17 protein-coding genes are annotated in these 19,451 nt (G+C 71.5%); 13 read left to right on the top strand and 4 right to left on the bottom strand.

All coding sequences use genetic code 11. The features are described 5' to 3' along the window. Nucleotides 1-49: 49 nt before the first annotated feature. The gene (locus A6048_RS09570; RefSeq protein ID WP_107747401.1) at nucleotides 50-844 is read right to left on the bottom strand and encodes an enoyl-CoA hydratase-related protein; all 795 of its coding nucleotides are present in this window, start codon (nucleotides 842-844) and stop codon (nucleotides 50-52) included. Nucleotides 845-973: 129 nt separating this feature from the next. Here A6048_RS09570 and A6048_RS09565 point away from each other — a divergent pair, with 129 nt between their 5' ends. The 12 genes from A6048_RS09565 to A6048_RS09510 all read left to right on the top strand — a co-directional run bounded on the left by A6048_RS09565 (nucleotide 974) and on the right by A6048_RS09510 (nucleotide 14,143). Next, nucleotides 974-2,689, top strand: coding sequence for a DAK2 domain-containing protein (locus A6048_RS09565; protein WP_107747402.1), 1,716 nt, complete (start codon nucleotides 974-976; stop codon nucleotides 2,687-2,689). Continuing rightward, the gene (gene recG / locus A6048_RS09560; protein ID WP_107747403.1) at nucleotides 2,686-4,965 is read left to right on the top strand and encodes an ATP-dependent DNA helicase RecG; all 2,280 of its coding nucleotides are present in this window, start codon (nucleotides 2,686-2,688) and stop codon (nucleotides 4,963-4,965) included. Before A6048_RS09565 ends, recG begins: the two co-directional genes overlap by 4 nt. Before the next feature lie 59 nt (nucleotides 4,966-5,024). After that, on the top strand, nucleotides 5,025-5,612 hold the full coding sequence (rsmD, locus tag A6048_RS09555; protein ID WP_107747404.1) for a 16S rRNA (guanine(966)-N(2))-methyltransferase RsmD: 588 nt from the start codon (nucleotides 5,025-5,027) through the stop codon (nucleotides 5,610-5,612). Further along, entirely contained in the window at nucleotides 5,609-6,082 is a 474-nt protein-coding gene (gene coaD / locus A6048_RS09550; RefSeq protein ID WP_107747405.1) for a pantetheine-phosphate adenylyltransferase, read from the top strand. The genes rsmD and coaD overlap by 4 nt, the downstream gene beginning before the upstream one ends. 226 nt (nucleotides 6,083-6,308) lie before the next feature. Then, the gene (locus tag A6048_RS09545) at nucleotides 6,309-7,100 is read left to right on the top strand and encodes a DivIVA domain-containing protein (protein ID WP_162533930.1); all 792 of its coding nucleotides are present in this window, start codon (nucleotides 6,309-6,311) and stop codon (nucleotides 7,098-7,100) included. Between the two features lie 24 nt (nucleotides 7,101-7,124). Further along, nucleotides 7,125-7,715 (top strand): YceD family protein, encoded by a 591-nt coding sequence (locus A6048_RS09540; RefSeq protein ID WP_107747407.1) that lies wholly within the window; start codon nucleotides 7,125-7,127, stop codon nucleotides 7,713-7,715. Then, on the top strand, nucleotides 7,712-8,410 hold the full coding sequence (rnc, locus tag A6048_RS09535) for a ribonuclease III (RefSeq protein ID WP_107747408.1): 699 nt from the start codon (nucleotides 7,712-7,714) through the stop codon (nucleotides 8,408-8,410). Before A6048_RS09540 ends, rnc begins: the two co-directional genes overlap by 4 nt. 1 nt (nucleotide 8,411) lies before the next feature. After that, on the top strand, nucleotides 8,412-9,320 hold the full coding sequence (gene mutM, locus A6048_RS09530; protein ID WP_107747409.1) for a bifunctional DNA-formamidopyrimidine glycosylase/DNA-(apurinic or apyrimidinic site) lyase: 909 nt from the start codon (nucleotides 8,412-8,414) through the stop codon (nucleotides 9,318-9,320). A 5-nt stretch (nucleotides 9,321-9,325) separates the two neighbouring features. Continuing rightward, nucleotides 9,326-9,778, top strand: a complete 453-nt coding sequence (locus A6048_RS09525) for an OsmC family protein (RefSeq protein ID WP_107747410.1) — start codon at nucleotides 9,326-9,328, stop codon at nucleotides 9,776-9,778. Further along, nucleotides 9,775-10,125: an acylphosphatase gene (locus A6048_RS09520; RefSeq protein ID WP_107747411.1), complete on the top strand. Its 351-nt coding sequence runs from the start codon at nucleotides 9,775-9,777 to the stop codon at nucleotides 10,123-10,125. The genes A6048_RS09525 and A6048_RS09520 overlap by 4 nt, the downstream gene beginning before the upstream one ends. Before the next feature lie 96 nt (nucleotides 10,126-10,221). Next, entirely contained in the window at nucleotides 10,222-13,788 is a 3,567-nt protein-coding gene (gene smc / locus A6048_RS09515) for a chromosome segregation protein SMC (protein WP_107747412.1), read from the top strand. A gap of 37 nt (nucleotides 13,789-13,825) precedes the next feature. After that, nucleotides 13,826-14,143, top strand: a complete 318-nt coding sequence (locus A6048_RS09510) for a hypothetical protein (protein ID WP_235027327.1) — start codon at nucleotides 13,826-13,828, stop codon at nucleotides 14,141-14,143. Between the two features lie 111 nt (nucleotides 14,144-14,254). On the opposite strand, the gene A6048_RS09505 is transcribed toward A6048_RS09510, so the two are convergent. From A6048_RS09505 to A6048_RS09495, 3 genes are read right to left on the bottom strand one after another with little or no spacing between them, the layout of a single operon-like run. Next, nucleotides 14,255-14,998 carry a succinate dehydrogenase/fumarate reductase iron-sulfur subunit gene (locus tag A6048_RS09505; RefSeq protein ID WP_107747414.1) on the bottom strand — a complete coding sequence of 248 codons (744 nt, stop codon included), beginning with the start codon at nucleotides 14,996-14,998 and terminating at the stop codon, nucleotides 14,255-14,257. Between the two features lie 34 nt (nucleotides 14,999-15,032). Beyond that, nucleotides 15,033-17,039 (bottom strand): fumarate reductase/succinate dehydrogenase flavoprotein subunit, encoded by a 2,007-nt coding sequence (locus A6048_RS09500; RefSeq protein ID WP_107747415.1) that lies wholly within the window; start codon nucleotides 17,037-17,039, stop codon nucleotides 15,033-15,035. Then, nucleotides 17,036-17,767 (bottom strand): succinate dehydrogenase cytochrome b subunit, encoded by a 732-nt coding sequence (locus tag A6048_RS09495; RefSeq protein WP_107747416.1) that lies wholly within the window; start codon nucleotides 17,765-17,767, stop codon nucleotides 17,036-17,038. Before A6048_RS09495 ends, A6048_RS09500 begins: the two co-directional genes overlap by 4 nt. 97 nt (nucleotides 17,768-17,864) lie before the next feature. Between A6048_RS09495 and ftsY the strand changes: the two genes are divergently transcribed. Further along, nucleotides 17,865-19,355 carry a signal recognition particle-docking protein FtsY gene (ftsY, locus tag A6048_RS09490; RefSeq protein ID WP_107747417.1) on the top strand — a complete coding sequence of 497 codons (1,491 nt, stop codon included), beginning with the start codon at nucleotides 17,865-17,867 and terminating at the stop codon, nucleotides 19,353-19,355. Nucleotides 19,356-19,451 lie beyond the last annotated feature (96 nt).

The following is a 19,451-nucleotide window of genomic DNA, read 5'->3' as shown; positions in this document are numbered from 1 at the left end:
CAGGCACAGTCAGGCCGGGCGACGGGCGAGCAGCGCCCGCCCCACACCCTCAGGCGCCGCCGAACCGCGGGGAGCGCTTGGCGACGAACGCGTCCACGCCCTCGATCCCGTCGGGGGACACCGCCAGCGCCGCGATGGAGTCACGTTCCGCGTCGAGTTGCTGGGCGAGAGTCCTCTCCTCCGACCGTCGCAGCAGCTCCTTGGTGGCGGCGTAGGAGGCGCGCGGTCCCGCCGCGAGGCGGACCGCCAGTTCGCGAGCCGTGGTGGAGACGTCGCCCTCGGTGAACGTGGTGATCATCCCGATCCCGTGTGCCCGCGCCCCGTCCATGGGCTCGTTGCCCAGGATGAACGCCCGGGCCGCCGCGGGCCCGATCGCACGGGGCAGGCGCCAGGACATGCCGCCGTCCGGGGACAGCCCGATGCCGGGGTAGGCCGCGAGCAGGCGGGTGTCCGGGCCGCCGACCGAGAAGTCGGCGGCCAGGGCAAGGGAGAGTCCGGCCCCCGCGGCCCACCCGGCCACCGCCGCCACCACAGGTACGGGCGCGCGTTCCAGGTCCCGGACCACCCCGTGCAACCGGTCGGCCAGCTCGCGGACGTGCTCCGAGCGGTCCTCGGCCGCGGCGAACCCGGGCACGTTGCCGCCCGCACAGAAGTTCCTGCCCAGCCCCACGAGGAGGATCGCGCCGGCGTCGATCTCACCGGCGAGGAGCGCGGACAGCGCGGTCCCGGCCTGGGTGACCGCGTCGGAGTCCAGCGAGTTCCCCCGGCCCTCGAGGGAGATGGGGATGGTCAGCACCCCGTCCTCGAGGGTGACGAGCGGCGTGGCGGTCAGGTCAGTGGTCATCGGGGCTCCAATGAGTGGTCCAGGCCGTCTCGGCCTGTTCGACGGCTGTCGCCTGGTGAGGGTACTAGGCTTGGCCGCGCCGACAGACGGAGTCGGACCGTTGGGGTGGGCGGACGCCGAGGAGGGGTGATGGCACAGGAGTCGACGAGTGTCGAGGAACGTCCGTCATCGCTGGACGCCCACGGCCTACTGGGCTGGGCACGGCGGTGCGTGGAACACCTCGCGACGCACCGTGAGGAGATCAACGCCCTCAATGTGTTCCCCGTGCCGGACTCCGACACCGGGACCAACCTTCTCTACACGATGAGAGCCGCGGTAGACAGGGCCGAGGGCGAGGAGGCGTGGATCTCCGAGGGCGGGGGGAGCGCCGGCGCCCGCGAGATCGCCGTGGCGCTCGGCCACGGGGCCGTCCATGGCGCGCGGGGCAACTCCGGCGTCATCCTGTCCCAGGTCCTCAGGGCGGTCGGCGAGGCGGCGACCTTCACGGTCGTGGACGCCTCGACCTACCGTCGTGCCCTCCGGACGGCGGTCACACTCGTCGACCACGCACTGAGCGATCCGGTCGAGGGCACCATCGTCACCGTGCTGCGGGAGGCCGCGTCCGGAGCCGGCCGGTCGTCGGCCACCTCGCTCGTCGAGGTGGCACGCGCCGCCGCGGACGCAGGGGCGGAGGCCCTCGACCGCACGACGTCCCAGCTGCCCGCGCTGACCCGGGCCGGGGTCGTGGACGCGGGCGGCAGGGGCCTGCTGGTGCTGCTGGACACCATGGTCGAGGTGCTCGGGGGACAGGCGCCGGAGCGGCCGGAGTACTTCATCCCCGACGACCCGTTCACCGAGTCCGCCCCGCCGTGCGACGGCGCCGACGGTGGAGAGGCCCACGCCTCCGCGGATACCCGGTACGAGGTCATGTACTCCCTGACCCACTCGGACGACGCGCGTGCCGACGAACTCAGGTCGGCACTGCGGACCCTCGGCGACAGCGTGGTGGTCGTGGGCGACGGCGGAACCGGGGACAACGCACGCTGGGCCGTACACGTCCACACCGACGACATCGGAACGGCGATCGAGGTCGCACTACCGCTCGGCCGCATCACCGAGATCCGGGTGACGGACATGCTCGACCCGGTGGGCGGGAGCGCGCCGACCGGACACCAGCGGGGGAGTGGGTCCGGGGACGGGGAGGACCGGGCCGTGCGCGAGCCCGAGCGGACGGTGGTGGCCATCGTCCCGGACGGACCACTGGCGGACCTGTTCTCCGGGGCGGGCGCGAAGACGGTCGATCCGGAGGAGGGCGGGGTCATCGACGCGGTACTCGCGTTGTCCGCGGACGAGTTGCTGGTGCTGCCGAACGGTGAGCTGTCCAGGGCCCAGATCGGAGCCCTCGACGCCGCGCTGCGCGATGTCGACGGGAACGCCCTCATCCTCCCGACGGGGTCGGTCGTGCAGGGGTTGTCGGCGCTCGCCGTCCACGACCCCTCGACCACCTTGTCGCTGGACGGTTTCGGGATGGCGGACGCGGCGGCCGCCACCCGACACGCGCACCTCGTGCGGGCCGAACACGACGCGCTCACGCTGGTCGGTCGCTGCGCCGCGGGCGACCTCCTCGGCATGGTCGGCCACGACGTCGCCCTCATCGAGACGGACCACGTGGACGCGGTGTGCGCGCTGGCGGACCGGTTGCTGTCCTCCGGCGGCGAACTCGTGACCCTCCTGCTCGGAGCCGAGTACGACGACGCCGCGACCGAGACGGCGCTGAACAGGATCCGCAGCGGTCACCCCGACGTGGAGGTCGCCGGATACGCGGCCGGACCCGGACGGGTGCTCGCGCACGTCGGGGTAGAATGACCGCGCTCGCCACCACGGACACGCCCCTGGAGGACGTCCTCGACGCCGAACTGGCCGAGCGGATCACCACGGCCTTCGGTCACCGGACCGTCGGCGCCCTGCTCCACACCCTTCCCCGCAGGTACCGCCAACACGGACAGCGCTACGACAAGCGTGAACTCGTCGACGGCGAACGGGTGACGATCATCGGGACCGTCGCCACCGCCGCGACCCGCAACTACACCACCAAGCAGGGCCAGCCGCGGGAGATGCTCACGCTCACCGTGAAGGACGAGGACACCACGTTCAAGGTGGTCTACTTCGCCGGCCGCAAGATCAAATACATGCTGCCGGTGGGCACGGTCGCGATGTTCGACGGCACCGTGTCGCGCTTCCGCCAGTCCCTGGATCTCAAACACCCCGAGTTCCTGGTCCTCCGATCGGTCTCCGGACCCGGCGGCCAGCTCAAGGGGTCGGGAAACCTCGCCGCGCTCGCCCGCCTGTCCGCGGAGATCGACGCGGAGGGCGGCCCGAGTCTGTTCGACCGCCCGCTCCTGCCCATCTACTCGGCCAAGGAGAGCGTGACCTCGTGGGATCTGCTCGGCGCGGTGGTGACCGCGATCCGCGCGCTGGTCCCGGTGGTGGACCCCCTCGACGACACGGTCCGGGCGGCCGCGGGGCTCATGGGGCTCGACGAGGCGCTGCGCAAGGCCCACCTGCCGGGATGCGTCGAGGACGCGGACAGGGCCGGATACCGGCTCCGGTTCGACGAGGCCATCGCGCTGCAGCTGCTCCTCGGGGCCCGGCGCCGGTTCGTCGCCCGTGACCCGGCCCCGGCCAGCCCGGTGCGCGGGGACGGCGTCCGGGCCGCGATGGAGGCACGCTTGCCGTTCGAGCTCACCGCCGGGCAGGAGGCCGTACTGGAGGAGATCTCGGCGGATCTGACGGTCGACGAGCCGATGAACCGCCTGCTCCAGGGCGAGGTCGGCTCCGGGAAGACGGTGGTCGGACTGCTGGCGATGCTCCAGGTGGTCGATGCCGGGCGCCAGTGCGTGATGTTGGCCCCCACGGAGGTCCTCGCCACCCAACACCACCGCTCGCTGACGGCCATGCTCGGCGATCTGGGTGAGTGGGGCAGACTCGGCGCCGCGGACCAGGCCACCCGGGTGGTGCTGCTGACGGGCTCCATGTCCACCGCGGAGCGCCGGGCGGCACTCCTCGACATCGTCACCGGCGAGGCCGGGATCGTCGTGGGCACGCACGCGCTCATCCAGGATTCGGTGGACTTCTTCGACCTGGGGCTGGTCGTGGTGGACGAGCAACACCGCTTCGGGGTCCGTCAGCGGGACCGACTGCGCGCGAAGGGGCGGGACGGCATGGTCCCGCACCTGCTGGTGATGACGGCGACACCGATCCCCCGGACCATCGCGATGACGGTGTTCGGCGACCTGGAGGTCTCCGAGCTGGACGAGCTGCCCGGCGGGCGTAGACCGATCTCCACCTCGGTCGTGCCGGCCCGCGACAAACCGAGGTGGGTGGAGCGGACCTGGGAGCGGGTACGGGAAGAGGTCGGGGCGGGCCACCGCGCGTACGTCGTGTGCGCGAGGATCGACGCCGACACCACCGACGCCCCGGACGGTGCCACGAAGGGAGGGGGCGACGACGACAAGGGGTCGGACAGACCTCCGTTGGTCGCCGCCGTGGAGCTCCACGAGTACCTGTCCTCGGGGCCCCTCGCGGGGCTCCGCATAGGACTCATGCACGGACGTCTGCCGCCGGAGGAGAAGGACGCGACCATGTCCGCATTCGCCTCCGGCGGTCTCGACGTGCTGGTGTCGACGACCGTGATCGAGGTCGGGGTGGACGTTCCGGAGGCCACCGTGATGGTGGTGATGGACGCCGAGCGGTTCGGGGTGAGCCAGCTCCACCAGCTCCGGGGCCGGGTCGGTCGGGGCGGACTGCCCGGGCTCTGCCTGCTCGTGACCAACTCCCGTGAGGGGGGAAAGGCGATGGAGCGTCTCAAGGCCGTCGCCGGAACCACCGACGGGTTCCTGCTGGCGCAGCTCGACCTGGTCCAGCGCCGGGAGGGGGACGTCCTGGGCGACGCCCAGTCGGGTGCGCTGGCGTCGCTGCGGCTGTTGTCGGTCGTCGACGACGGCGAGGTCATCGAGATCGCGCGCCGCCACGCCGAGGAGATCCTCGACGCCGACCCGGGGCTCGACCACCACCCGGCGTTGGCCGAGCGGGTCCGCCGCCTGTCCGGGTCGGACGAGTCGGACTACCTGTTCAAGTACTGACCACCAGAGGGTCGACCACCAGAGGTTCGACCATCAGCAGAACGACTATCGGGGGAGCCATGACCCGCATCATCTCGGGCCGCCTGCGCGGGCGGTCGATCACCGTGCCGCCCTCGGGGACCCGACCCACCACCGACCGTGTCCGTGAGGCCTTGTTCAGCGCGATCGTCAGCAGGGTGGACCTGGCCGGAGCCTCGGTGCTGGACCTGTTCGCCGGGTCGGGCGCGCTCGGGTTGGAGGCGGTCTCCCGGGGCGCCGACGTGGTGTGGTTCGTGGAGGAGAACCCCCGGGCCGTCGCGAGCATCCGCGCGAACACGGCGGGCCTGTCGTCGTCGTTCCCGTCCGTCCGACCGACCGTCAGGCGGGCGGCGCTACCCGCCGCGGTCAACGGACCATGCCCCGTGCCCGACGGCTTCCACCTGGTCCTCGCCGATCCGCCGTACGACAGGTCCGGGGAGCTCGACGACCCCGTCCTGCGGGCGTTGTCGGCAGGGGGTTGGCTGGCGGCGGATGCACTCGTGGTGTGGGAGAGGTCCAAACGGGACCCGGCGGTGCGGTGGCCCGACGGGTACGAGGTGGAGTTCGAACGGACCTACGGGGAGACCGCCGTCGAGATCGCGCGCCCGGTTGATACGGTCGGCCGATGACCACCGTCGTGTGCCCAGGCTCCTTCGACCCGGTGACCCTCGGGCACCTCGACATCATCCGCCGCGCCGCGCAGCTGTTCGACGACGTGATCGTGTGCGTGGTGGCCAACCCCAACAAGCAGGGGACGTTCACGATCGACGAGCGCAAGGCGATGATCGAGGAGGTCTGCGCCGGCATCCCCGGGGTGCGCGTCGACAGTTTCTACGGACTTCTGGTGGACTACTGCCGGGATCAGGGGGCCACCGCCGTGATCAAGGGTCTGCGCGACTCGACCGACTACGACTACGAGCTGCCGATGGCCCACATGAACAGGTCGATCGCGGGTGTGGACACCGTGTTCCTGCCCACCCGGGCGGATCTGGCCTTCGTGTCCTCGTCGCTGTGCCGCGAGGTCACGAGGATGGGCGGCGACGTCTCCCATCTCCTGCCCGATCCCGTCGCGCTGGCCCTCAGGGAGCGGCTGGGCTGAGCGGCTGGGCTGAGCGGCCGGGCTGAGCGGCCGGGCTGAGCGGCCGGGCCGGGCTCCGGGTCGGGGCGGAGGAGAGGGCCTGGGCGCTGCGCAGGACAGGGCCGGGGCCGCGAAGGACAGGGTCAGAACCCCGGACCGCCGGACACACCGCCGCCGCACCGGCACCGTGGCCCGGCTTGCGGGCACACTGGTGTGGCAAGAGTGACGATCCGGTGAAGGGACGAGCGTGTACCGAGTGTTCCAGGCCCTCGATGAGCTGAACGCGATGATCGAGGACGCCCGCAGTCTGCCCATGACCGCGAACTGCGTGGTGCCCAGGCACGAGTCCCTGCTGTTGCTCGACGACATCCGCGACTCCTTCCCCGGTGAACTCGACGACGCCCAGGACGTGTTGGACCAGCGCGACAGTGTGCTCGCGGAGGCCGACACCACCGCACGGGACACCGTGTCCGCAGCGGACGCCGAAGCGGACCGCACGCTCCGCGAGGCGCGCGCGGACGCGGACGCGATGCTCGCCGACGCGAAGGCGCGCGCCGACCGGATGGTCGCGGAGGCCACGGCGCACGCCGACGGACTGGTCGGCGACGCCCGCGCGGAATCCGCCGAGCTGCTCGACCGGTCCCGCCGCGAGGCCGAGTCGACCACCGTCCGCGCCCGCGCCGAGTCCGATCGGCTGGTGGAGCAGGCCAACATCATCTACGACCGCACGATCACCGAGGCGCGCCAGGAGCAGCAGCGCATGCTGTCGGAGTCCGAGGTGGTCCGGATCGCCGACGAGGAGGCCAGCCGGATCCGGGACGCCGCCCACGCCGAGAGCGATCGTCGGCGTGAGGAGTGCGACGCCTACATCGACGACAAGATGGCGCGGTTCGAGGAGTTCCTGGGTTCCACCATCCGGACCGTGTCCCGGGGTCGCGAGGAGCTCCACGGGGTCACACCGGCCGGGCGCCGCGAGGCCCACGGCCGCAGGAGCGCACGTGAGGGCGAGCACTACGGCGACGGGTACGGGGACTACTGATCGACGACGGGTAGTCTGCTGGGCGTGTCCACCACCTCCCGCAAGCGTCGCCAAGGCCGTCCGGCCGCCGATTCCCTCGTCCTCGACACCCGCAGCATCGTCCGGTCCCCGGGCGCGATGACGCAGGTCCAGCGCGCCGCGGTGCTGCCGTCGGACATCGGGGTCGAGCTGATGCGGATCCCCGAGGGGTCCCAGGTGGACCTGGACCTGGACCTGACCTTCGTCGACGAGGGGGTGCTGGTCACCGGCACCGTCTCGGGGCGGGCCGCGGTGGAGTGCGCGCGGTGCCTCGGTGAGTTCACCGCTGACGTCGCGGTCACCCTCACGGAGATGTACGCGGTCGAGGGCACGGCGGCAGCGGACGGGGCAGAGCAGGACGAGGTGCGACTCCTCGACGGTGACCTGTTGGACCTGGAGCCCGCCCTGGTCGACGCCTTCGGTCTCGAGTTCCCTATGTCCCCCATATGTACCGACTACGGTCACAGCGACTGCGTCAACCCCGACACCCCCGCGCCGGACGGGGTCTCGGGCAGTACCGAGGGACGCATCGACCCGCGCTGGGCCGGACTGGCGGAGAAGTTCGGAGCCACCGCGACCGACGAGGGGGCCGAGTGACGGACCCCTCTCCGGAGCTCGCCGTGGTCCTGGGTGTGGAGCTCCCCGGGGAGCTGGCCGCGCAGGCGCTGACCCACCGGTCGTACGCCTACGAGCACGGGGGGCTCCCGCACAACGAGCGGCTGGAGTTCCTCGGCGACGCCGTCCTGGAACTCGTCGTGACCGAGCACCTCTACGCCGCGTACCCGGACCGGCCGGAGGGTGACCTCGCGAAGATCCGTGCCAGCCTGGTCAACACCTATGTCCTGGCCGACATCGCACGCGAGCTGGGCCCCGATGGGCTCGGTGCGCTCCTGAGGCTGGGCAGAGGAGAGGAACTCACCGGCGGGCGGGACAAGCACTCGATCCTGGCGGACACCCTGGAGGCCGTCTTCGGCGCCGTGTATCTGACCCACGGTCTGGAGGTCGCACGGGGGATCGTCGAGGGGATCATCGGTGAGCGACTGCGGGTGGTTCCCACCCTGGGTGCGGCGCTGGACTGGAAGACCAGCCTCCAGGAGAAGTGTTCGGCGCTCGGCCGGCCCAAGGCCCGGTACGACATCACCTCCACCGGACCGGACCACGACAAGACGTTCTCGGCTGTCGCCCTCGTCGGGGACGAGCCACTGGGGGAGGGTGTCGGTCGGACCAAGAAGGAGGCCGAGCAGAAGGCCGCCGAGCAGGCCTGGGCCGCCCTGGACCGGACCGCGCACTGACATGCCGGAGCTGCCCGAGGTCGAGGTGGTTCGTCGCGGCCTCGAGTCCCACGTGGTGGGACGGCGGATCCTCGACGTCTCGGTGACCGGCGCCCGGACCGCCCGCCGTCAGCCCGGCGGTCCCGCGGAGATCGTCGCCCGGTTGACCGACCGGGTGGTGAGCGGGGCCGGCCGACGTGGCAAGTACCTGTGGTTGACCCTGGACAGAGAGCACACCGCGGGCGCCGACTGCCTGTTGGTCCATCTCGGGATGAGCGGCCAGATGCTGGTCACGACGACCGACGCTCCGCGGGTACGGCACCTGCACGCCCGGGCCCTGCTCGACGACGGCAGGGAGCTGCGGTTCGTCGACCAGCGGACGTTCGGGGGGTGGACCGTCGTCCCGCTGGCCGAGGCCGCTGACGGGACCCGTGTGCTCCTGCCCGCGCCGGCCGCCCACGTGGCCGCCGACCCGTTCGAGCCCGGATTCGACGAGCTGGCCACGGCGCGGACGATCCGCCGCCGGGACAGCGAGATCAAGCGACTCCTACTGGACCAGACCGTGGTGTCCGGGATCGGCAACATCTACGCGGACGAGGCGTTGTGGCGTTCCGGTGTCCACGGCCGCCGGCGTGCGGGAGCGTTGACGCTGGCCACCGTCCGCGGGGTGCTCGGACACGCCCGTGAGGTGATGTCCGATGCGCTGGACGCCGGGGGGACGTCGTTCGACGCGCTGTACGTCAACGTCAACGGAGCCTCGGGATACTTCGACAGGTCTCTCGACGTCTACGGCCGGGCCGGGCAGCCGTGTGCGAGATGCGGGGCGGTGGTGGTGCGCGAGGACTTCATGAACCGCGGCTCGCACTTCTGCCCCGGCTGCCAGTCGGCCCCCCGGCGTGGTGGGGCGACTCGGAGTCGCTCCGTACGATGACCGGCATGACGATGACCGGCAAGGACGACACGCCCGAGAATTCACCGGCCGCCACCGAGTTGTGGGTGGAGCGGGCCGGGACCCGGCGATACGTGGGGCACTCGACGCGGGGCGCGAGGGTCGAGATCGGGTCCGCGGACGTCGAGGGCGTGTTCACCCCGGGCGAGCTGCTCAAGATCGCCCTCGCGTCGTGCACCGCGATGGCCTCCGACTTCACCGTCTCCCGGAGGCTCGGCGAGGACTACGCCGCTACCGTGCGTGTGTCCGGAGCCCCGGATCGCGAGGCCGAGCGGTATCCGCGGCTGGAGGAGACCTACGAGCTGGACCTGTCCGGGCTCGACCCGGCCATGCGTGATCGCTTGCTGGACATGATCCGGCGCTCGGTGGACTCCGCGTGCACGGTCGGCCGGACACTGGATGCGGGGGCCGAGGTGGAACTCGGGTTCGACATCCGATGACGGGGCAGCGCGCGGCCGGCAGGGACCCGGCAGAGCAGGACCCGGCAGAGCGGGATCCGGCAGGGGCGGGGCAGGACCAGGTCCGGTTGGTGGCATGGGTCCACGGGCACGTGCAGGGCGTGGGTTTCCGGTGGTGGACGCGGTCCAGGGCACTCGAACTCGGGCTCGTCGGATACGCCGCCAACAAGACCGACGGCCGGGTACACGTGGTGGCCGAGGGATCCCGCCGGGCGTGTGTCGAGCTCGTGGACCTGCTCAGGGGCGGGGGGAGCCCGGGCCGGGTCGAGCTGGTGGTGGACACCTGGGAGCCGCCCCGCGGCGACCTGACCGGGTTCCGCGAGCGCTAGGCCTGACGTCCGGGTAGACGCTCCCTCGGCAGTGATCGCCGCCACGGCGGTCACGGCTACGGGACGGTACAAGGTAGTGCCATAGGATCGACACCCGTGTACCTCAAATCGTTGACGCTCAAGGGCTTCAAGTCCTTCGCGGCACCGACGACGCTGAGGTTCGAGCCCGGGATCTGCTGCGTGGTCGGCCCCAACGGCTCCGGCAAGTCCAACGTCGTCGACGCGCTCACCTGGGTGATGGGGGAGCACAGCGCCAAGTCACTGCGCGGCGGCAAGATGCAGGACGTAATCTTCGCCGGAACCGCCGGCAAGGCACCGCTCGGCAGGGCCGAGGTCACGCTCACCCTGGACAACTCGGACGGCACGCTGCCGATCGACTACGCCGAGGTCTCACTGACCCGGCGGATGTTCCGTGACGGTGCGGCGGAGTACGAGATCAACGGTGACCGCGCCCGGTTGATGGACGTGCAGGAACTGCTCTCCGACTCGGGCATCGGACGCGAGATGCACGTGATCGTGGGCCAGGGAAAGCTCGCCGAGATCCTGGAGTCCAAGCCCGAGGAGCGGCGCGCCTTCATCGAGGAGGCCGCGGGGATCCTCAAACACCGCCGCCGCAAGGAGAAGGCGCAGCGCAAGCTGGCCGGCATGCAGGGCAACCTCGACCGTTTGAGCGACCTGACCGGCGAGCTGCGCCGTCAGCTCAAGCCACTCGGTCGACAGGCCGAGGTGGCGCGCCGCGCCCAGTCCGTCCAGGCAGACCTCCGCGACGCGACCCTCCGGCTGGCCGCCGACGACCTGGTGACCCGTCGCGCAGAGTTGGCGGACGCGGAGAGCGTGCGGTCGCGGCTCGCCGACCAGGTCGGCGCGGCCGTCGACCGTCGCGACGAACTGGCCGGGGCGGTCGCGGAGACGCAGGCTCTGCTCGACCGGCTCACACCGGAGGCCGATGCCGCGCAGCAGCGGTGGTTCGCGCTGTCGACGCTGGCCGAGCGTGCCCGCGCGACCGCCCGCATCGCCTCGGACCGCGCGCGGTCCCTCGCGGCGGAGACGGCCGTCCACCACGGCACCGATCCCGACGAGCTGGACCGACAAGCCGACCGTGCCGAGGTTCACGAGCAGGACCTCGCGGCGGAGGTCGAGCACGCCGCGGCCGGGGCACGCCGGGCCACGGAGGCGCTGAAATCGGCCGAAGCCACCCTGGCAGGGTTGGAGGCTGAGCACCTCAAAGCCGTGCGGGCCATCGCCGACCGCCGCGAGGGGGTGGCCCGGCTCGCGGGCAAGGTGGAGACACTCGCCGCACGGGTGGAATCGACGGAGGCGGAGATCGCCCGACTCGACGCGGAGTCGGAGAACGCCCGCAACACGGTCGCGGACGCCGAGGCCGAGTTCGACGCCGTCCACGCCCGGGTGGACCTGCACACGCAAGGGGAGCGGACCCTCGACGACCACCTGGGTCGTGCAGAGCGCGCTCACCTCGCGGCCCGCGCGCGGCTGTCCGAACTGCGGGGGATCGAGAGGGCGGCTGACCAACAGATCGCCAGTCTGGCTGCCCGGATCGAGACGCTCGAACAGAACAAGGGGGCCGGGGACGGGGCCGAATGGGTGCTTCGGCACCTGGGACCGGATGGGGTCGCCGGAACCGTCGGGGAGATGCTCGGGGTCGAGCCCGGCTGGGAGCGCGCGGTGGGCGTGGCACTCGGACCCGCCGTGGACGCCGTCGTCGTCGACGCCGGAGTGGACCGCCGGGCGGTGCTGGCCGCGCTCCGCGAGGCCGACGCCGGCCGGGCCGGGCTGGTGGGCAGCGGCATCGCCGGCGAGGACTACCGCCTCGAGGCGGACCTGGTCCCCGGTGCGCGCTGGGCGCTGGACGTGGTCGACGTCCCCTCGGACCTCGTCGCCGCGGTCACGGCCCTGCTGGTGGACGTGGTGGTGGTCGAGGATCTCGCCGGCGCCCACTCACAGGTCGAGGCCGATCGGCGGGTGCGTGCGGTGACCCGGGACGGGGAGCTCGCCGGGGCGGGGTGGACCGTCGGGGGCTCGGCCGCGGGGCGGACGGGGCTCGAGATCCAGTCCGCCATCGACTCGGCCGTCCTCGCGCGGGACGCCGTGCGCGCCGAGATCGAGACCACCCGCGCCGAGCTCGCCGGAGCCGAGGCGGAGGACGTCGAGCGGGCGGACCGGTACTCCGAGTCCCTGGCCGCGATCACCGAGTCCGACGCGGCGATCGAGGAGATCTACGCCGAACTCGCGCGGATCGGCACGCGCCGGCGCCGCGCGGAGGCAGAGGTGCGGCGCCTGGAGCAATCCCGACGGATGGCCGTCGACAAGCTCGACGCCTCCCGTTCCGAGCATGCCGAGCTCACCGATCGGCTCGCCCGTGCCGGTGACGACGACGACGAGGCCGAGCTGCCCGCGGACGACGGTCGCGTCGCCGCGCAGGCAGCGGTCACAGCCGCCAGGGCGGTCGAGCTCGAGGCCCGGCTGGCGCACCGGTCGGCCGAGGAGCGCGCAGCGGGGGTCCGCGGGAAGTCGGCGTCGCTGCGCAGAGCCGCACAGGCCGAGCGCGAGTCGAGGGCGCGGGCCGCCCGGGCCGCCGCAGCACGCCGTCGCGGGGCCGAGGTCGCCGGCGTGGTGGACGAGTTGAGCGTGCGTCTGCTGGCCAGGCTCGACGAGCTGATCGCTTCCGCCGGCGCCGAGCGGGACCGGCTGTCATCCGCGCGGTCGGAGGCCACCGCACGGGTGGCCTCGCTCCGGACCGAGCTGTCGGGAGCGGAGTCGGAGGTCACCAGGTTGGGCGATGCAGCGCACCGCGACGAGATCGTTCGCGCCCAGCTCGAGGTCAAGGTCTCCGAACTCGAGGCAGCGGTACTGGAGCGGCACGGTATCGAGCCCGAGGCTCTGGTGGCGGAGTACGGCCCGGAGGTCGCTCTGCCGCCGTCCGCACTCGAGACGGAGGAGTACGAGGCCGCCCGCGAGCGCGGTGAGGACGTCACCCCGCCACCGCCGATGCCGTTCGTGCGCGCCGAGCAGGAGCGTCGGCTCAAGCTGGCCCAGAAGGATCTGGCGACCCTCGGCAAGGTCAACCCCCTGGCGCTGGAGGAGTTCGCTGCTCTCGAGGAGCGTTACGCGTTCCTGTCCACCCAACTCGACGACGTCAAGAAGGCCCGCGCCGACCTCGAGGGCGTGATCGAAGATGTGGACGAGCGGATCGAACAGATCTTCACCGAGGCCTGGGTGGACGTCGAACGCGAGTTCCGCGGCGTGTTCTCCGTACTGTTCCCCGGCGGCGAGGGACGGCTGATCCTCACCGACCCCGGGGACATGCTCACCACCGGGATCGAGGTCGAGGCCCGCCCGCCGGGAAAGAAGGTCAAGCGCCTGTCGTTGCTGTCCGGCGGCGAGAAGTCACTGACGGCCGTGGCGATGCTCGTCGCGATCTTCAAGGCGCGGCCCAGCCCGTTCTACGTGATGGACGAGGTCGAGGCCGCGCTCGACGACACGAACCTGCGCCGACTCATCGGGTTGTTCGAACAACTCCGCGAGACCAGCCAGCTCATCGTGATCACCCACCAGAAGCCCACGATGGACGTGGCCGACGTGCTCTACGGGGTGTCCATGCAGGGCGACGGCATCTCCAAGGTGATCTCACAGCGCATGCGATGATCGCGCCACCACAGTGCTGATCAGGCACCATGGGGCCATGACTCATCAAGAACTGCACATGGACGCGAGCCTGGCGCGGTCGGCCCGGATCCTGTGTCTGGTCTCCACCGGCGTCATCGCCGCACGATCGGGGCTCGACCAGCAGAAGATCCGGGACTACGAACGCGGGGTGGGCGACCTCGACGACGGCGAGGTGCAGTCGCTCACCGACGCCCTCACGTACTACGGCGCCCGCTTCATCCCGGAGGACGAGAACGGAGGGGTGGGCGTGCGGCGCAAGTTCACCCGGACGAAGGTCAAGATGATCGACCGGTGGGAGAGCGAGGGCGGCCCGGTCGGGGAGGACGACGTCTAGTGGCCGCCGGCCGCGCTGGTCGGCGACACTCTCGTCAGTCCCTGCGACGGCCCGCAGGCCGAGAACTCGCCGTGCTCGTCACCGCCCCGCGTCGCCTGGGACCGACCCCGGTCACGAGCGCCGGAACACCGCGCGGAGGCGCTCCCGGTTGACCATGCCGATCGCACGGAGCGGAATCCCCGCCGGGCACACCCGGGAGCACTCGCCGTAGAGGGAACAGGAGCCGAACTCCTGATCCGCCGCGCGCACCATCTCGCGGGCCCGGGAACCGCGTTCGCGGCTCGCCACCGGCATCAGGGCCAGATGCCCCAGCTTCGCACCCACGAAGAGGTTGGCCGAACCGTTGGGGCAGGCCGCCACGCACGCACCGCACCCGATGCACGCCGCCAGATCCAGTGCCGTCTCCGCGTCGTCGTGCCCCAGTGCGGTGGCGTCCGCATCGGGGGCCGTTCCCGCGGGCAGCGACACATGGGCTCCGGCCTCGACGATCCCGTCCAGCGCGGAACGGTCCACCACGAGATCACGGATCACGGGGAACACGGCAGTGCGCATCGGTTCGATGCGCAGGGTGTCACCGTCGGAGTAGGTGTCGAGGCGCTGGTGACACGAGGGGGTGTTCTCGGCCGGGCCGTGCGGGCGCCCGTCGACGGTGACCCCGCACGAACCGCAGATGCCCTCGCGACAGTCGGAATCGAAGGCCACCGGTTCGACGCCGTCGTCGAGCAGTCGTCCGTTGAGGGAGTCCAGCAACTCGAGCAGGCTCATCTCCGGTTCGGCGTCGGGCACGTGGTACTCCACGTATCGGCCGTTGTCCTCGGGACCGGCCTGTCTCCACACGCGAAGTGTCAGTCTCACCGTCTCGTTCCTACCGTCGTTCGCACTGTCTGTCTCATCGGTAGTCCCTCGTCGTGAGCTCGACCGCGGAGAAGTCGAGCGGTTCGGCATGGCGGGTGAAGCTGCGTGGGCCGCCGCGATCGTCGCCTTCGGATCCCCACGCCGACGCGAAGCGCCAGTGGTCGTCGCGGCGCAGCGCCTCGCCGCCCGAGGTCTGGTGCTCGTCGCGGAAGTGCGCTCCGCAGGATTCGTCCCGGTCCAGGGCGTCGACGCACATCAGTTCGGCCAGCTCCAGGTAGTCGGCCGTCCGACCGGCAAGTTCGAGCACCTGGTTGAGGTGCTCGCCGGTTCCGGTCACCCGGAGGTCGGACCAGAACCGGGCCCGCAGGTCCCGGATGCGCCCGATCGCGGAGATGAGACCCTCCGCGGTGCGGGTGACCCCGCAACCGGCGTAGAGGATCTCTCCCAGTTCGCGGTGGAAGTGTGCGGGCCCGGTCGATCCACCCACCGCGAGGAGGGCATCGACGCGGGCCCGGGCGCGGCCCACGGCTGTGGTGACCACCTCGTCGTCGTCGTCCGGTGGCTCTTCCCCGAGGCGCGCGGCCAGATGCGCCGGCACCGAGTACGGAAGGGTGAACCACCCGTCCACGCTCGCGCTGAGCAGTGAGTTCGCGCCGAGCCGGTTGGCGCCGTGGTAGGCCCACCCACATTCGCCCCCGACGAACAGTCCGGGTATCGAGGTCTGGAGGTCGTAGTCGCTCCACAGACCGCCCATGGTGAAGTGGCAGGTGGGCGCGATGCGCATCGGAACGGTGTACGGGTCCTCGCCGGTGGCGTGGGAGTACATCTCGAACAGGTTGCCGTAGCGCTCGGCGATCTTCCGGCGGCCGTCGCGGGCGAGAGCCTCCCGGAAGTCCAGGTAGACCGAGTTGCGGCGGGGCCCCGCCCCGCGACCGTCGCGGATCTCCGCCGTGATCGCCCGTGAGGCAACGTCGCGGGGGACCAGGTTGCCGAAGGCCGGGTAGCGGCGCTCGAGGAAGTAGTCGCGCTCGGTGTCGGGGATGTCGCCGGGCGGCCGGTCGTCGCCCGCGTGCAGCGGCACCCAGATGCGGCCGTCGTTGCGGAGCGACTCGCTCATGAGGATGGTCTTGGCCTGCCAGTCGGTGTCCTTGGGCAGGGCGGTGGGGTGGAACTGGACGAACGACGGCGAGGCGAACAGTGCCCCCCGCTGGTGAGCCCGCCACACGGCCGAGGCGTTGGAGTTCACCGCGAGCGTGGAGTCGTGGAAGACGTTCCCGTAGCCGCCGGTCGCCAGCACCACGGCGTGGGCGGTCTCGGCGCGGAGGTTGCCGGAGACGAGGTCGCGGACCACGACCCCGTGACATCCGGCGTCGTCGACGATCAGATCGAGCATCTCGTGTCGGGTGTGCAACCGCACCGTGCCCGCCCGGATCTGCCGCTGGAGGGCCTGGGTGCCGGCGATCTGGAGCTGCTGGCCGGTCTGTCCGCGGGAGTAGTAGGTGCGCGAGACCTGCACGCCGCCGAACGACCGCGTGGACAGGACGCCCCCGTACTCCCGGGCGAACGGTGTGCCGATCGCCGAGAAGTGGTCGATGACGCGAACCGATTCCTCACCCAACCTGTACGCCTCGGCCTCCCTGCCCCGGAAGTCGCCGCCTTTGACGGTATCGGCGACGAAGCGGTGCAGGGAGTCGCCGTCGACCCGCCTCGCGCGAGCGGCGTTGATCCCGCCCTGGGCCGCCACGGAATGCGCGCGCCGCGGCGCGTCGTGATACGTGAACGCGGTGACCCGATAGCCCAGCTCGCCGAGCGCGGCGGCCGCGCCTGCGCCGGCCAGGCCAGTGCCCACCACGACCACGTGGAAGCGGCGTCGGTTGCCGGGGGAGACCAGGGGGTAGGAGTCGCGTTGCCGCGACCAGGCGGTGGCGGGATCGCCGACAGGAGCACCCGAGGACAGGACACCCCCGGCCCGCGCGCCGGGTGCCGTCACGGGCGGCGGCTCGAAGGTGCCCGATACGCCCTGGGTGAGTGGGCCGGTCATGCGAGCCACCCGGCCTGCACGGCGATCGGGATCATGGCGTTGCCCACCAACACCGCGACAGCGGCGGCCCCTCCCACGACCGTCGCCGCGGCACGGCTCCGGACCCCCGTCACCCCGAGATCGCCCGCCGCCGTGCGGACGCCGTGCGCCACGTGCACCGCGAGCAGGACCATGGTGACCCCGTAGAACGCCGCCACCCACGGCCTGGCGAAGCTGGCCACGAGGTTCGCGTACGCCGAACCGGGGGCGAAGGAGTCGCTGGCGACCGGGGCGGTGCCGGTGGTCATGTCCAGGATGTGGAAGACCACGAACAGGAGCATCACCACGCCGGTCAGCATCATGGACCGCGCGCCGAAGGAACTGGCGGTCAGGCCGGTGCGACGACGACCGGGACCCGCCGAGGCCCGGGAGCGCCGCGCGAGCAGTACCGAGCACCCGATGTGTGCCACCAGGCTCACCACGAGCACCACCCGCAGGGCCCACAACACGCCCTCGTGCGGCACCAGTGGGTAGAGAAGCGTCCGCAACCACTCGGCGTAGCCGTCGAAACCGGCCGCACCGCCGAAGACCTTGAGGTTGCCGATCATGTGCACAACGACGAACGAGGTGAAGAGCAGACCCGTCACGGCCATGACGGTCTTGGCGGCCCAGGTGGGAAACGCAGGGGTGCGCCGGAGGGGTGGCCTCCGGGTTCGGACCGGGACGTGCGGGGCAGCGACCTCGGTCACGCGCGGACACCTCCTTACGGGAACAGCGCCAGTCTAGGTCCGCCTGCGCCACCCGGGACCGAGATGAGGACGGGGGCTGTCGTCCATACTGGGCACCGTGAACACCACCTGGATCATCGTCGCCGTTGTCGCCGTACTGTTGCTCGCCGTCCTCGCGCTGGTCGTGGGCCTGCAGTTACGAAAGAAGCGCCAGATCTCGCTGAGCAAGCCGGAGGAGCGGAAGGAGCTCACCCGCGAGGAACGTTCCGGCAACTACCAGGCGGGGACGGGCTTCTCGTTCACCGAGGCGGGCGGGAGCGCCACTGCGGCACCCCCGAGGGAACCCCTGCCGCGCGAGACGCCCCGGCCGGCCGCGCCGCCCACGCCCCGGATGCCCGGGGTCGAGCCGTCAGCCGAGCCCACGCGCCCTGCACGGCCGCAGACCCCCGCAACGCCGGAGGAGCCGGTCGAGACCCCGACCACGGCAGAGCCACAGGCCCCCGCGGCGCCGATCGTGCCCGAGCCGGACACCCGACCCGGCCCGACCGACGACACGGTGGTCGTGGAGCCCGCGCCCGTCGAGCCGGTGGTGGTGCCGCCGGAGGTCCCGGACGAGGAGGTTCCGGTCCCCACGACAGAGCTGATCACCGGGACTCCCGCCACGGTGGCCCCGGTCGAGCGGATCGACCCGTCAGAAGGACGCCTCGACCGCCTCCGCGGTCGGCTGGCGCGCTCACAGGGCACGGTGGGGCAGGGGTTGCTCGGACTCCTGGGCGCGGGTGACCTCGACGAGGACGCATGGGAGGAGATCGAGGACACGTTGATCATGGCGGACCTCGGTACCACTGTCACACAGCGTGTCGTCGACCGGCTGCGAGAGGACATCGCCACCAGACAGATCCGCACCGAGGCCGAGGTGCGGGACCTGCTCCGGCAGGCACTCGTGGACAACCTCCATCCCGAGTACGACCGCTCGTTGCGCGCGCTCCCCAACGACGGCAAGCCCGCGGTAATCCTCGTCGTCGGTGTCAACGGCACCGGCAAGACCACCACCACGGGCAAACTCGCCCGTGTCCTGGTGGCCGACGGACGCCGCATCCTCCTCGGCGCCGCGGACACCTTCCGCGCCGCCGCCGCGGACCAGCTCCAGACCTGGGCCGAGCGCGTCGGTGCAGAGGTCGTGCGCGGTAAGGAGGGCGCGGATCCCGCGTCGGTGGCGTTCGACGCCGTCGCCAGGGGGGTGGAGACCGGCGTCGACGCCGTGCTGGTGGACACCGCCGGCCGCCTCCACACCAAGACGGGCCTCATGGACGAGCTCGGGAAGGTCAAGCGCGTCGTCGAGAAGAAGACCCCCGTCGACGAGGTCCTGCTCGTGATCGATGCGACCACCGGGCAGAACGGGCTCATGCAGGCCCGGGTCTTCAAGGAGGTCGTCGACATCACCGGGGTGGTGCTCACCAAGCTCGACGGCACCGCCAAGGGTGGGATCGTCTTCCAGGTCCAACACGAGCTCGGGGTACCGGTGAAGCTCGTGGGACTGGGCGAGGGTGCCGACGACCTGGCGCCGTTCACCCCGGAGGCCTTCGTCGACGCACTACTCGGGACCTAGGACACACGATCGGAACCACAGGGCCGGCCGTGTTACAGATCGGAAACACGGCCGAGCATCCACCGAAACAGCGGAAAGGAATTCTTCTGGTCTGAG

This window comes from Dietzia psychralcaliphila (assembly GCF_003096095.1).
GTDB lineage: Bacteria > Actinomycetota > Actinomycetes > Mycobacteriales > Mycobacteriaceae > Dietzia > Dietzia psychralcaliphila.
Note: the sequence above shows the minus strand (reverse complement) of the source record. Positions and strands in the feature narration are given on the sequence as shown.

Coding starts and splice junctions, on each gene's coding strand:
- A6048_RS09570 (WP_107747401.1), bottom strand. CDS start 844: ATGACCACTGACCTGACCGCCACGCCGCTCGTCACCCTCGAGGACGGG.
- mutM (WP_107747409.1), top strand. CDS start 8,412: ATGCCGGAGCTGCCCGAGGTCGAGGTGGTTCGTCGCGGCCTCGAGTCC.
- recG (WP_107747403.1), top strand. CDS start 2,686: ATGACCGCGCTCGCCACCACGGACACGCCCCTGGAGGACGTCCTCGAC.
- A6048_RS09520 (WP_107747411.1), top strand. CDS start 9,775: ATGACGGGGCAGCGCGCGGCCGGCAGGGACCCGGCAGAGCAGGACCCG.
- A6048_RS09510 (WP_235027327.1), top strand. CDS start 13,826: ATGACTCATCAAGAACTGCACATGGACGCGAGCCTGGCGCGGTCGGCC.
- A6048_RS09500 (WP_107747415.1), bottom strand. CDS start 17,039: ATGACCGGCCCACTCACCCAGGGCGTATCGGGCACCTTCGAGCCGCCG.
- coaD (WP_107747405.1), top strand. CDS start 5,609: ATGACCACCGTCGTGTGCCCAGGCTCCTTCGACCCGGTGACCCTCGGG.
- rsmD (WP_107747404.1), top strand. CDS start 5,025: ATGACCCGCATCATCTCGGGCCGCCTGCGCGGGCGGTCGATCACCGTG.
- A6048_RS09565 (WP_107747402.1), top strand. CDS start 974: ATGGCACAGGAGTCGACGAGTGTCGAGGAACGTCCGTCATCGCTGGAC.
- A6048_RS09525 (WP_107747410.1), top strand. CDS start 9,326: ATGACGATGACCGGCAAGGACGACACGCCCGAGAATTCACCGGCCGCC.